The 13,269-nt window shown below is 59.5% G+C and carries 12 protein-coding genes; 9 read left to right on the top strand and 3 right to left on the bottom strand.

The window, feature by feature from the left end; genetic code table 11:
• Positions 1 to 69: 69 nt before the first annotated feature.
• Positions 70 to 1,044, bottom strand: coding sequence for a quinone oxidoreductase family protein (locus VD17_RS23430; protein WP_046055880.1), 975 nt, complete (start codon positions 1,042 to 1,044; stop codon positions 70 to 72).
• A 691-nt stretch (positions 1,045 to 1,735) separates the two neighbouring features.
• On the opposite strand from VD17_RS23430, the gene VD17_RS23435 reads away from it, so the two are divergent.
• Positions 1,736 to 3,139: an MFS transporter gene (locus tag VD17_RS23435; protein WP_046055881.1), complete on the top strand. Its 1,404-nt coding sequence runs from the start codon at positions 1,736 to 1,738 to the stop codon at positions 3,137 to 3,139.
• Between the two features lie 122 nt (positions 3,140 to 3,261).
• Here the strand turns inward: VD17_RS23435 and VD17_RS23440 are convergent, their stop codons facing one another.
• Entirely contained in the window at positions 3,262 to 4,311 is a 1,050-nt protein-coding gene (locus tag VD17_RS23440) for a substrate-binding domain-containing protein (RefSeq protein ID WP_046055882.1), read from the bottom strand.
• 182 nt (positions 4,312 to 4,493) lie between these two features.
• Here VD17_RS23440 and VD17_RS23445 point away from each other — a divergent pair, with 182 nt between their 5' ends.
• From VD17_RS23445 to VD17_RS23480, 8 genes are all read left to right on the top strand, one after another.
• The gene (locus VD17_RS23445; protein WP_046055883.1) at positions 4,494 to 5,606 is read left to right on the top strand and encodes a fatty acid desaturase family protein; all 1,113 of its coding nucleotides are present in this window, start codon (positions 4,494 to 4,496) and stop codon (positions 5,604 to 5,606) included.
• 37 nt (positions 5,607 to 5,643) lie between these two features.
• Complete coding sequence (locus VD17_RS23450) at positions 5,644 to 5,964, top strand: MocE family 2Fe-2S type ferredoxin (protein WP_046055884.1); 321 nt, start codon at positions 5,644 to 5,646, stop codon at positions 5,962 to 5,964.
• An 18-nt stretch (positions 5,965 to 5,982) separates the two neighbouring features.
• On the top strand, positions 5,983 to 7,224 hold the full coding sequence (locus VD17_RS23455; protein WP_046055885.1) for an NAD(P)/FAD-dependent oxidoreductase: 1,242 nt from the start codon (positions 5,983 to 5,985) through the stop codon (positions 7,222 to 7,224).
• A 1-nt stretch (position 7,225) separates the two neighbouring features.
• Positions 7,226 to 8,074 carry a sugar phosphate isomerase/epimerase family protein gene (locus VD17_RS23460; RefSeq protein ID WP_046055886.1) on the top strand — a complete coding sequence of 283 codons (849 nt, stop codon included), beginning with the start codon at positions 7,226 to 7,228 and terminating at the stop codon, positions 8,072 to 8,074.
• Positions 8,075 to 8,147: 73 nt separating this feature from the next.
• Positions 8,148 to 8,966 (top strand): CHAD domain-containing protein, encoded by an 819-nt coding sequence (locus VD17_RS23465; RefSeq protein ID WP_046055887.1) that lies wholly within the window; start codon positions 8,148 to 8,150, stop codon positions 8,964 to 8,966.
• Between the two features lie 191 nt (positions 8,967 to 9,157).
• Positions 9,158 to 10,093 carry a Ppx/GppA family phosphatase gene (locus VD17_RS23470; protein ID WP_046055888.1) on the top strand — a complete coding sequence of 312 codons (936 nt, stop codon included), beginning with the start codon at positions 9,158 to 9,160 and terminating at the stop codon, positions 10,091 to 10,093.
• A gap of 60 nt (positions 10,094 to 10,153) precedes the next feature.
• Positions 10,154 to 10,570 carry an arsenate reductase ArsC gene (locus VD17_RS23475; protein WP_046055963.1) on the top strand — a complete coding sequence of 139 codons (417 nt, stop codon included), beginning with the start codon at positions 10,154 to 10,156 and terminating at the stop codon, positions 10,568 to 10,570.
• Between the two features lie 778 nt (positions 10,571 to 11,348).
• A complete protein-coding gene (locus VD17_RS23480) occupies positions 11,349 to 11,789 on the top strand; it encodes a cupin domain-containing protein (protein ID WP_046055889.1) in 441 nt (146 codons plus the stop codon).
• Positions 11,790 to 11,802: 13 nt separating this feature from the next.
• On the opposite strand, the gene VD17_RS23485 is transcribed toward VD17_RS23480, so the two are convergent.
• Positions 11,803 to 13,233, bottom strand: coding sequence for an MFS transporter (locus VD17_RS23485; protein ID WP_046055890.1), 1,431 nt, complete (start codon positions 13,231 to 13,233; stop codon positions 11,803 to 11,805).
• Between the last annotated feature and the right edge of the window lie 36 nt (positions 13,234 to 13,269).

The raw sequence follows: 13,269 nt of genomic DNA on the forward strand, positions 1-13,269 counted from the left end.
CTCGCAAATTCAAGCAAACAAACGGTGCTGATGAAGGCTCGGGGGCATAGGTTTCGTCCCGGCGTCTACTCAGGGCGTAAGGACAATTGCACCTTGCGACAGTCCACTTTCCATATCGGCGTGCGCCCGCGCTACGTCAGCCAATGGGTAGCTACGCCAGATTCGAGGTTGAATGATACCGGCCGCCGCCGCTTGCAACACCTCCTGTGCGCGCTGCTGATACTCATGCGCGGTGGCCGTATGCGCGGCGAGAGACGGTCGGGTCAGGAACAGAGAGCCTTTGGCGTTGAGGGTGCTGACCTCGACAGCCGGCGGGATTCCCGAGGCCATGCCGAAAGACACCATCACGCCACGCGGGCGAAGGCTGTCGAGGGAGGCTTCGAAAGAAACCCGCCCGATGGGGTCATACACGACGTCAACCTTTTGCCCGTGGGTGATCTCCACAACCTGGGCAGCCAGTGTCGCTGCGTCGAACACCAGCACTTCATCACAACCGGCGTCCTTGGCCCGCTCGAAACTGTCCTGTTTCGAGACCACGCCTATCACGAAGGCGCCAAGGTGTTTGGCCCAAGGCACCATGATTTGCCCCAACGCACCCGCAGCGCCATACACCAGCATTCTGGTGCCTGGGCCAACGGGGTAGGTCGACTTGAGCAAGTAGTGGGCGGTGATGCCCTTGAAGAGCAGGGCCGCCGCTTCGTCGAAACCGAGGTCGTCGGGAATCTTCACAAGCCGATTGGCCGGATAGAGGCGACCGCTTGCATAAGCACCCATCGGGCCCGTGGCGTACGCGACTCGGTCCCCCACGGCGACTTCGGTGACACCTGGCCCGATCGCCGTGACCTGTCCGGCGCCTTCGAGGCCGAGTCCGGAGGGCAGGGGAACACGGGCAGCTCCGGAGCGTTGGCTCACGTCCAAAGGGTTGAGCCCGATGGCCGCTTGTTCCAGCCAGACTTCTCCGGCACCCGGTGTTTGCGCAGTGGTTTTTTCGAACCGCAAAACCTGAGGCCCGCCAGTTTCCTGAAGTGTAACGGTGCTTACCATTTGGAACTCCCGATGCGTTGGTCGTGCTGAGAGTCTAATGAGTTGCCAGTGAAGCACTAGTCAGGGCAATTGCAGTTCATTGCTGTACCAGGTGCAGCAATGGGTGCCGAGTGGATACGGTCTGATTTCGGCCAGTGATCGTGCTGGATGGCGTTGTCGTACGACTTTGCTTGGTGTCAAAACGCCCAGATCTTGCGATCAACACCCGAAAAACAAAAACCTGACGGGCCCACAACCAGCGGCATCTGTACGAAGTTGCGCTTTTAATGGGCAGCCTTTGTCGAGACGAACGGCAATTTTTCAGATTGACAGCCCGGTAGTGATATCGATATAAAAGACACGGTTGTACGACGACAGACGATTATCGGCTGTTAAACACTAAAAATAAAAACGAGTGTCGGCCCCATCATGAATTCAACCCGCCTGCGCATCTTCCAGAATGCCGCTTCTTATGGTTCGACCTCGACTGCTTGCCCATCTCCACGGTCAGGCTTGTCCCATACAACTGTCCCACCCAACGCCCGATAGCTCATGCCAAATGTCCAACTCCAGCCGCTGAGCAGGGAGTGCCCATTTTCGAGCCCGCCATACAGTGGCGTGGATTCATCGCGTTTTGGCGATGCTCTGCGACACAATTGATCTCGCTTGAAACCGAGAGATCATCACCATAATCCAACAATAAAGTGATGCCATGAATCTGAACGAGCCCATCAATCCGCAACGAATCGGCCAGGCTGTCGGCAAGTACCGCTGGACGATTTGCGCGCTGTTGTTTTTTGCCACTACCGTCAATTACCTGGACCGCCAGGTACTGAGTCTGTTGGCGCCGGATCTGTCGACGCAATTTGGCTGGAGTAACACCGATTACGCGAACATCGCGTCTGTCTTTCAGTTTGTGTACGCGATTTCCATGCTGTTCGCCGGCCGCTTCGTTGACAAGATCGGCACCAAGACCGCCTATGTGCTAGCGATCGGCATCTGGTCGACCGGCGCGATCATGCACGCCTTTGCGGAGCCGATGGGCGAGGGTATTGCCGGCATCAGCAGCGCCTTGGGCTTTGCCGTCATCCCGGTTTCGATCGCGGGTTTCATGCTGGCGCGCGCCGTGCTGGCGATCGGCGAAGCGGGTAACTTCCCGATCGCGATCAAGGCCACCGCCGAATACTTCCCGAAGAAGGAACGTTCCTTCGCCACCGGTATCTTCAACTCCGGCGCCAATGTGGGCGCGGTCCTGGCACCGATCAGCGTGCCGCTGATTGCCGGCCTTTGGGGCTGGGAAGCGGCGTTCATCGTGATCGGTGCGTTGGGCTTCGTTTGGGTGGCGGTGTGGATTGCACTGTACGAAAAACCGGAGCAGCAAAAACGCCTGTCGGTGCAGGAACTGGCCTACATCCGCAGCGATCAGGGCGCGCAAGCGCTCACCGGCACAGACTCGGGTGCCGCCGCTAAAAAAGTATCGTGGTTCAAGCTGCTGACCTACCGCCAGACCTGGGCCTTTGCCTTCGGCAAATTCATGACCGACGGCGTTTGGTGGTTTTTCCTGTTCTGGCTTCCGACCTACCTGTCGGCGCAATACGGCATGAAGGGCCAGGCCATCGTGTTGCCGCTGGCCGTGCTGTACAGCATGACCATGGTGGGCAGCATCGGCGGCGGCTGGTTCCCGAGCTACTTCATGTCACGCGGTGATGCGCCGTATGACGGCCGTATGAAAGCCATGCTGGTGATCGCTTTCTTCCCGCTGCTGGTACTGCTGGCGCAGCCATTCGGTTACATCAGTTTCTGGGTGCCGGTGCTGCTGATCGGCGTGGGCGCATCGGCGCACCAGGCATGGTCGTGCAACATCTTCACCACCGTGTCTGACATGTTCCCGCAAAAAACCATCGCTTCGGTGGTGGGCATTGGTGGTTTGGCCGGCGGCTTGGGCGGCGTCGTGATGACCAAGACCGGTGGTTGGGTGATCGACCATTACAAACTGATCGGCGATATCCATACCGGCTACATGATCATGTTTGCCATCTGTGCACTGGCCTATCTGGTGGCGTGGAGCGTGATGAAGGCGCTGGTGCCACGTCATAAGGAAATCACCGACCTGTAAACGGCGACGTGCATGGCCTGCTGACTTCCCGTCCGCAGGCCTGTGGCGAGGGAGCAAGCTCCCTCGCTACAGGTTTAGTGTGTCTGCGAAGTGTGTAGATGTACTCGATACCGCTCACAGGTTCAGGACCGGGCATTTTCTGACGTGACGATCTGCAAAGGAATATGGATGCGATGCCGGGCCGGATCGAAGTCCGGCGTGGTCTGCAATTCCACCAGCAAATCGACCAACGCTGTCGCTAGCAATCGCGGCTGGGAATCGATGACCAAACTGATCAAACCCTGCGACAAAGCCTGGCGCGACAGCTCGGTCGACTCCTGCAAAATGCAGCACAGCGACGGCCGCTTCGGTAACTGCGACAGGGCACTGATGATGCCGTCGCCGCCACCGCCGACCACGCACAACCCCCGCAAATCGTCATGCCGCGCCAACAGTTCCAGCGTCGCCTCTTCGGTGATGTCGCAGTTGTCCAGATTGATCACCGCTTCAAGCGGCCGCAACCCCGGTGCGTGCTCCGCCAGGTAACTGCGCAGCCCCTCCACGCGAGCCTGATGGCCGAGAAAACGGTGGCCGCCGAGCAGGACCCCGATGCTGCCTTTGCGCGCACCACAGGTGTGAGCCATCAGCCAGCCCATCGTGCGCCCGACCGCAAGATTATCCTGGCCGACGTAAGGCTCATTCGCGGCCTCATCGATGTCGGACAGCAGGGCAATCACCGGCACACCGGCCTCTCTGATCTGGGCGATGGCGGCGTTGATCAGCGGGTGAGCGAAGCTGACCACCGCCAGACCATCGCACTGCACCGCCAGTTGTTCAATCTGAGCAACGATGGCGTTCGGTGTGCGATCGAATACGTACTCGAACTGACAGCTCAGGTTGGCACCGGTCTGACGCTGCGCCGCCTCGGTGATGGCGGCGGCAACATTGGAATAGAACGCTTGGGCGGTACCGAGCAAGAGGATGCCGAAACGATAACTGGGACGCCGTTCGCGGATCCGCTGACCGATCAGCCGGGCGGCGAAATAACCGACGGCTTCGGCGGCCTGGAATACCTGCTCGGCGGCGGCCGGGCTGACCGGCGCCCTGGCGTTAAGTACCCGGTCTACGGTGGCGACACTCAACCGAGCGTGTTCGGCGACCGTGGCGATGGTGGGGCGTTTAGTGTTGTTCATGGCGGGTCCCGAAAACGCCTTGATAGAAAACTATCAAGCCTTGCTGGGCCTGGATGATAGCTTGATAGGGAATGTATTCAAGGGCTTGAGGGTAATCTTTGGGCTCTCTATCTTTTCTCCAACGATGTGATTTCGCATCGAAGCAAGTGCCTAAAACCATCAAGCTTGCGGAGAACAATAAAATGCCTGAACAAAACGCAGCCTATGAAAACCGCGGTAAACCCGTGCCTCGGGATTATCGATTGCTCGGTCCCGAAGCCGCCAAAGCGGCGCAAAAAGGTTTGGTGTCGGCCACCTGGTACCAATCGCCCATTTCCCGTAAACGCATGAAGGAACTGATGCAGCGCCGCGACGGCCCGGCCTTGCGCGATACCGCGATCTGGTTGCTGTCAATGGTCGTCACCGGCTTCGGTGGTTACTGGTTCTGGGGCTCCTGGGCCTGCGTTCCGTTCTTCTTCGTCTATGGGCTGCTTTACGGCACCGCGTCCAATGCCCGCTGGCACGAAGCGGGTCACGGTACGGCGTTCAAAACCCGCTGGATGAATGATGCGGTCTACCAGCTGTCGAGCTTCATGTTCATGTTCGAACCCCAGGTCTGGCGCTGGAGCCATGCGCGGCACCACACCGACACCATCATCGTCGGCCGCGATCCTGAGATCGTCGAGCCTCGTCCGCCGAGCCTGATCAGTATGGTGCTGAGCCTGTTCAGAATGCCCTACGCGTTGAAGACGATGGGTTCAGTCTGCCGGCATGCAATGGGGCGGATGGATGAAGAAGAGCAGACGTTCATCCCGGAATCCGAGTGGCCCAAGGTGATGCGGGACGCCCGTGTCTGGCTGGTGATTTATGGACTGGTCCTGGGCAGCGCACTGTATCTGCAGAGCTGGTTGCCGCTGATGTTTATCGGTCTGCCAACCCTGTACGGAGGCTGGCTGTCCTACCTGTTCGGGCTGTCGCAGCATGTCGGCCTGGCCGAGGATGAGCTCGATCACCGCACGAACTGCCGCACGATTTACATGGGACCGGTGATGCGCTTCCTGTACCTCAACATGAACTATCACCTTGAGCACCACATGTATCCGATGGTGCCGTTTCATGCGCTGGCGCAGCTTCACGAAGAGATCCGCCACGACTGCCCACCGCCGTACACCAGCCTGTTCGAAGCCTTCAAGGAAATCCTCCCGACCATCTGGAAGCAGCGCAAAGACCCGACCTATTTCATCCGTCGCCCTTTGCCACAACGCGCAGAACCTGCCGCAACCGCCCGGGCGGAAGCTGAAGTAACGCCGGCCTGACACCTTCCTGTCTGTACCACTAACAAGAGAAAACGCCATGACCGATCAATGGATCGACGTATGTGCCGTGGGCGAGATTAATGAAGAAGACGTCATTCGTTTCGACCATGGCCAGCACACCTATGCCGTCTACCGCTCCGCCGACAGCGAGTTCTTCGCCACCGCAGGCCTGTGCACCCACGAGTCCATCCACCTGGCCGATGGCTTGGTGATGCAGCATGTCATCGAGTGCCCCAAGCACAACGGGCGCTTTGACTACCGCTCCGGCAAAGCCCTTGGCGCACCGGTGTGCGTCAACCTCAAGACCTATCAGGTGCGGGTCGAGGCGGGGCGTGTCCTGCTCGCCATCACGGTTTAATTGCAGGGAGTCTGAGCCATGAATTCTGCCAATGCTCCACTGGTCATCGTCGGCGCCGGGCATGCGGGTGGCCGCGCCGCGCTGACCCTGCGTGCTGAAGGTTATGGCGGTCGCCTGATTCTGATCGGCGATGAGCCCCACCCTCCGTATGAACGTCCGCCGCTGTCCAAGGGGTTGTTGCAGGGCACGGTAGATCTGGCGGGTTACAGCTTGTGCGACAGCGCTCGACTCGCCGAACTGGACATCGAACACCTGGCCGGCAATCCGGTAAAAAAACTGGACCCGCCGCAGCATCGTCTGCAGTTGGCCGACGGTAGCTGGCTGGCCTATGCGCGTCTGTTGCTCGCGACGGGAGGGCGCTCGCGACGACTGGCCTCTGTGCCCGAGCATCTGGGCAACGTGCTTTACCTGCGGACCCACGACGAAGCGCTGGCACTGCGCGCTTCGTTGCGGCCCGGCGCTCGGTTGGTGATCATCGGCGGCGGCTTCATCGGACTTGAAGTCGCCGCGACCGCCCGAGCCTTGGGTTGCTCGGTGACTTTGCTCGAGGCCGGACCGCGTCTGGCGGGTCGGGTTTTACCGGAGCGGCTGTCCAGCGTCCTGCTGGAACTGCATCGCAGTCAGGGTGTGGATGTCCGATTGAACGTAACCATTGAGGCGGTGCAAGGCAGCGCTTGCGTCGAGGCGGTGCAACTGGTCGACGGTCAGCTTCTGCCCTGCGACCTGGTGGTCGTGGGCATCGGCATGCAACCCAACATCGAACTGGCCGCAGCCGCCGGGATCGAGGTCGGGCAGGGCATTCGTGTCGATGCTCAGTTGCGCACCAGCGCGCCTGACATCTTTGCGGCGGGCGATGTCTGTGAGTTTCAGCTGCACCCGCAAGGCGTTTTCCAGCGTCAGGAAACCTGGCGCAACGCCGAGACCCAGGGCCATCACGCCGCCCTGAATCTATTGGGCGGCGAGCAGCCCTACGAGGTCATTCCCGGTTTTTGGTCTGATCAGTACGACTGGGGGCTGCAGATCGTGGGCGTGATTTCCAACGCCGAACCGACGGCGAGCCGGACAACCCAGGGCGGTGGTTTCCTGTTGTTCTACCTCGATGCCGAGCAACGCCTGCAAGGTGCTTGCGGTTGGGGCCAGGGTAATAGCGTCGCCAAGGACATCAAATTGTGCGAACGACTGATCGCCAACCATAACCCCCTCTCGACGGACGCGTTGGCCGATGCCGGTGTGCCGCTCAAACAACTGCTCAGGAGCTGACATGCGTGAATTTCTGGTATTTCAGTCCCTGTGGGCCATGCAGGATCAGCACGGCCAATGCGACCTTCCCCTGGAAGCGCAGCTGGAGAAAATCGCCGCCGCCGGCTTCGACGGGATCACCGATCATTTCTGGGTCGCGCAACAGGCAAAACGTCTGAGTGCCGCTGCCAAGGCGCAGGGCCTGCAAATCGAAGGTCAGCTATTCCCCCGCACCGTGGATGATCTGGCGGCGGCGATTGATGTCGCCTCCTGCTACGGCTGCCACCACCTCACGCTGCAAGCCGATGTGAGGCCGCGCACGCTGGCGCAAGCGATCCAGCTGATCGAAGGCTGGCAGCGTCTGGCCGAGCAGGTGGACTTTCCGATCCTGCTGGAAACCCACCGTTATCGCCTCACCAGCGACCTGTTATTCACCCTCGACATCCTCGCTGAAATGCCCGATCTCAAGCTGTTGGCCGACTTGTCCCACTATGTCGTGGGCCGAGAACTGCCAGAGCTGGCCACCGCCGAGGACGACGAGCAGATCCATACCATCCTGCGTCACAGTTGGGGTTTTCATGGTCGCGTCGCCAATGGCGAACAGGTCCAGGTGCCTTTGAGCTTCGCCCAGCATCGACCTTGGCTGGAGCGTTTCCTGGGCTGGTGGCGCTATGGGATCGAGGATTGGCTGGCCCGACCGCACACACCTGCCAGTCTGTCCTTTACCTGTGAACTCGGTCCGCCGCCGTATGCCATTACGGGTGCCGACGGAGGTGATATTACCGATCGCTGGGCCGAGGCGTTGATGTTGAAGGCGCTGATGCGCGAGGTCTGGAAGGAGTGCCAGTTACGACCACACGAGGGTCACTGATTTAATGCCAGACAGGTCGAACGCACTGGCCAGTGCTAATCTCCTGTCCATCGCGTTTCAATGAGATGACCAAATGGCATTCGTCGATAAGTTCGTTGCTGAGATACTGGCCCTTCAGGTTGCCCTGTATCACGCCCGTGCTCGGTTGGAGGCACGAACTGATGGCGAAGCTTTGCATGATCTCAGGATCGCCGTGAGGCGTATCAGGAGTTTGCTCCGACCGATGCGCTCCATGAGCCAGGTGGCGGCTCTGAACATCGCGGCAGCTGAGGTGGGACGGCTGACTACACCCGCTCGGGACCTGGAGGTGATGATTCAGGAACTGGAGGGCAGGGGCTTTCCTGCCCTGGCTCAACTCAGAAAAACGCGCTTGGCCTCTCACTACTCCTGGATTCTAAAAAGCCCACACCTCAACAACTTGTTCATCCAGTTGGATGAATGGCCTTCCATTTTTCGATCAGTGGAAGCCAGCGGCGGTTTGAAACACGTCCAGCCTCAAATCGAAAAAGCACTGATAAAGCAGATTGACCGGCTGCATGCTGCCGTGGATGACGCTGGGTTTGATCGGCACGAGTTGAGAATCCTGGTCAAGCGCACGCGCTACCTCACGGAAGCGTTTCCCAGTCTTTCACCGCTTTCGGGTAAAGCGGCGAGTGCGCTCAAGGCACTGCAATCGGCTTTGGGCGCCTGGCATGACCATTATCAATGGTGCCAGAAGGCGCTGCTCGAATCCGACCTGCGCCCGCTGGAAAAGATATGGCAGAGCTGCGCAGCGACCGCTCTCGAAAAAGCCGAGTCCCAATTGGTCGATCTGTCAAAGCGGCTGCCAAAATCATCAGGCAAAAAAAAGCCGCCTAAAAGGGCAGCAGAAGAACAAGCACGCGTTGTATAGCCTGAGTATGACTGTCGAAGGTTACAGCGCGATGACACATTTTTTGAGTCCTTCGAAGATCACCTCCTCAAGACCGGCGATCCTGGTGTCTGTTCGTCCGTAAAGGGCAGCGGGTGTCATCTTAGCGTCATCGACCCCATGGCAAGATCCTCGCAAACCGCCTAGCGCGCTCAGCTTGCAAGGAATCCCCCATGAAAGGAGACGCTTCTCTATTTGCAGCCATTGACCTTGGTTCTAATGCGTTTCGCATGATGATCGGCCAGTCAGTCAGACGGCGTCAGGGGTTCGTGATCCAGGAAGTGAAAACCCTGCGTGAACCTGTCCGTTTGGCGGAAGGGTTTCAAGGCGGGGCGCTGGACGAGTTGGCTTTGGATCGGGGATGGCAAGCGCTCGCGCGATTCGGCAAAAAGTTACGCGGCTTCGAGGCCGGTCGTGTGCGGGCAGTGGCGACCAGCGCTGTGCGCGAAGCCGACAATGCGCAACTGTTTTTAGCCAGCGCGGAGCGGCACCTGGGGTTTCGGATTGATGTCATCTCTGGGCATGAAGAGGCCCGACTGGTGTACGCGGGTATTGCCCATACGATACCCGGTACCGAAAACAGGCGACTGGTCGTGGATATCGGCGGCGGTTCCACTGAATTGATTCTGGGGCAGGGCGCTCAGCCCCTGATGACCGAGAGTATCGCCATAGGCAGCGGCACCTTCGGCGCACGTTACTTTCAGGGTGGCTGTATCACGGCTCAGGCGCTCCTGGAAGCTGAGCGTGTAGCCACTCTACAATTTGAAAAAGTGGCGCGTCGTTATCGCACGCTGGGTTGGCAGCAAGTGATTGGCTCTTCAGGCACCGCACGGATGCTGGCCAAAGTCCTCAAGGCCAACGGGTTGAACGACTATGGCGAAAGCGGCATCACCTACAGCGGTCTGTTGCGCCTGTCGTTGCGCCTGCTTGAAGTGGGGCATGTCAAACAACTCGGCCTGTCGGGCTTGCAACCCCATCGCCAAAGTATCTTGCCTGGAGGTCTGGTGCTGATGCTGGCGGCATTCAAGGTGTTTGGTGTCTCGCACATGACGCCTTCCGAGCCGGGTCTGAGGTTCGGCGTTCTTCATGGTCTGATGAGTAAACACTGATCAGCCCGTAGCAACCTTGCCTCGATGAAGGCCAACAGTTTGAAACAGGGGAAGAACGTTATGGCTGACAAATGTCGGGTGCTGTTCGTTTGCGCAAAAAATGACGTTCGTTCACTCATGGCAGAAGCACTGCTGCGACACACTGACTCGGTACACTTCGAAGCTTTCAGCGCTGGCCTCGAAGCCAGTGAGATCGACTCACGCACCTTGGAATCTCTCGATCACATTGGGGTAGACCGCGTGGGGTTACGCAGTAAAGCAATCGATGAGTTTGAGGGACAGCCGTTCGACTATGTCATCACTCTGTGCGATAAATCGTCCGAAGAAGCCTCTCGGATGCCGTCTTCTGGCGAGGTGATGGTGTGGAGTTTTGAAGATCCGACGACCAGCGAGCGACATGAGCCTTTTCGTCATGCCCTTCAGGAAATTCACGACCGCATCAAGATGTTCGTCACCGTGAAGACCAGACAGTCATAGATCCAGGGAGGGCTCTGGGTTAATGCCGATCAGTTAAGCCGCAATGCAGTCCGTAGCAGCTGGCGAAGCCTGCGTTCGGCTGCGTAGCAGTCGTAAAATCAGCAACTGCGGTGTGTCAGGTGGACTGCGTTAGCCGGATTCACGACTGCTACGCAGCCGAACGCAGGCTTCGCCAGCTGCTACAAGGTTTGCGGCGCAGCTGAAATTGCTTAACTGAGTGGTATTAGGGCTCTGGGTCCATTTTTTTTTTGCTCGTCATTGGCCCCAGCGAGGTGTGTCACGGGCGTTAGTATTTTTCCATCCTGCCGCTCTTCCCACAGGGAAAAATCGTTCTAAAAAGCCCGCCTTGCGCTTTGCACTTTGTACTAATCTTGAACTTGTAGGTGAAGACGCAGACTGATGCGCAAGCGGATGGCGAGGAAACGTGGGGCGCGTTCCGAAGGGTACACGGTTAGAAAGATCTCCGCGCTGAGATCCAGCCCTTATGCCGTGTGAAGCAGGACAGCACAAAACTGTTCTGTGGGAAGCCTGATAAACCTTGTAAGCCGGAGACCAGCACCGGCCACCTACTCGATTTACAAAGCCCGCCTTGTGCGGGCTTTTTCGTGTCCGCAGGATCCGTTTGTATCGGAACGTATCCCGCGCACCTGCAGCTACCTTCGCATACAAAACCAGGGCATTGGCGACACTTGCGCGATACACGGCGGCCTCTCAATAGAGCCACCGCATCCGCGGCAAGCTCCGCGCGGCATTCCCGCGCACTGATTGGAGAAATGCCATGTCCCGTTTCAACCACTGTATCTCCGCTGGCATGCTCGGCGTCGCCGTTGCCGCGGCACTCACCGCTTTCGCGGGGCTCTCTCAAGCTCAAGAGGCGCCTGCGGCAAAAAGCTGGCAGGCGGGCCTTCACCGTACCGATCTGCTGCGCCAGGACCTCGACGTCGCCGGGCGTGAAGTGATCCAGGTCCGCGTTGATTTCGAGCCGGGTGTGGTGTCCCCCAAGCATTCCCATCCCGGGGTGGAAGTGGCCCACGTCATTGAGGGCACGTTTGAATACCAACTCGAGGGTCAGCCTCCTGTAACGCTCAAGGCTGGCGATTCCTTGTACATCCCCGCAGGCACCGCGCACGTCGCGAAGAACGTCGGCGCGAACAAAGCGTCTGAGCTGGCGACGTACATTGTGAAGAAAGACACGCCACTGGTCGTACTGGAAAAGTAAACGACCTGTCGGCTTACCGGCGGTCACGACGCACGGCCAGCGCGCGGCTTCCCAGCGCGATGGTCAGTGCGACTGAGATCAGCACCAGCGCCACGGCGAAGGTGATCCGCAGACCGCTGGCCACCGCTTCGGGTTGCGCCGTTGCAATGTCGACCGAGGCCGATGCGAGCGCGAACACCGCGCCCAAGGCGGACGCCCCCGTGATCAGCCCCAGATTGCGCGACAGGTTGAGCAGGCCGGAGATGACGCCTCGCTGGTCCGGCTGAACATCCGCCATGACCGCCGTGTTGTTGGCTGTCTGGAACAGGGCATAGCCGATAGTAATCACGACCATGGGGCCGATGTAGCCGCTGATGCCGAACGTCTCCGGCAGTACCGACAACGTGAAGCATCCAGTCGCCATTGCCACGAGTCCGGCGAGGGTCATGCGTTGGGCGCCAAAGCGGTCGGCAATACGGCCGGCGGGCACACCCGTCAGTGCCGCGACAAAAGGCCCGACCGACAAAACCAGTCCAACCAGAACGGCATCGAGCCCCAGCCCATGCGCGAGATAGAAGGGCCCGACCACGAGCGTCGCCATCATCACGGTTGCGACGAGCAGGCTCATGGCGAGGCTACCGCTGAGCACGGGATCACGGAACATCGCCAATCGAATCAACGGTGAGGTGACGCGAGCTTCGGTGAATACAAAGAGGCAGGCGCCGCCGCCCGCCGCCAACAGCAAGGCGATGTTGAACGGACCGAAACTGCCTCGCCCAAGGGTCATCGCCAGCGCGTAAGCGGCGAGCGTCAACGCCAGCAGCAGTGTGCCCAGCGGGTCGAAGCCGGCGCGATCGGTCGAGGGCTTCTGGCGATCGGCGGGCAAGTAGCGATGCGCGAGCACCAGCGTCAGCAAGCCCAGCGGTACGGTGATGAGGAAAATCGCGCGCCAGCCGAACCCGCCAATCAGCAGGCCACCGAGCGACGGTCCCATCGCGGTGCCAATCGCCGACATCGTCCCGAGCAAGCCCATGGCGCTGCCGGTTTTTGCCTTCGATACCGTCTCGCCGACAAAGGCCATGGTCAGCGCCATCATGATTGCCGCACCGATTCCCTGTAGCGCCCGGGCGCCAATCAGCAACCAGAGTGTGGGCGCAAACCCGCACAGGGCCGACGCCAGCGTAAACACGCCGATGCCGGTCAAGAGCAGCCGCCGACGCCCAGTGATGTCACCGAGCCGACCGACACTGACGATCAGGGTGGTAATGGCCAGAAGGTAGGCGAGGACAATCCACTGCACGTGCTGGAAGGAGGCGTTGAACACCTGGGCCAAGGTCGGCAAACCCACATTGGCGATGCTGGTGCCGAGCGAGGACAGCAGCATCGACAGCGAAAGACTGGCCAGCGCCCACCGAACCGACGGTGTCTGTTGCGCACGCTCTGCGATTGCACTGAGTGATTTCATGCTGTTCCTCTTTTCTGGCCACTCCCGAAGCGGAGC

It is taken from the genome of Pseudomonas fluorescens (assembly GCF_000968015.1).
In the GTDB taxonomy this organism is placed as follows: Bacteria; Pseudomonadota; Gammaproteobacteria; order Pseudomonadales; family Pseudomonadaceae; genus Aquipseudomonas; species Aquipseudomonas fluorescens_W.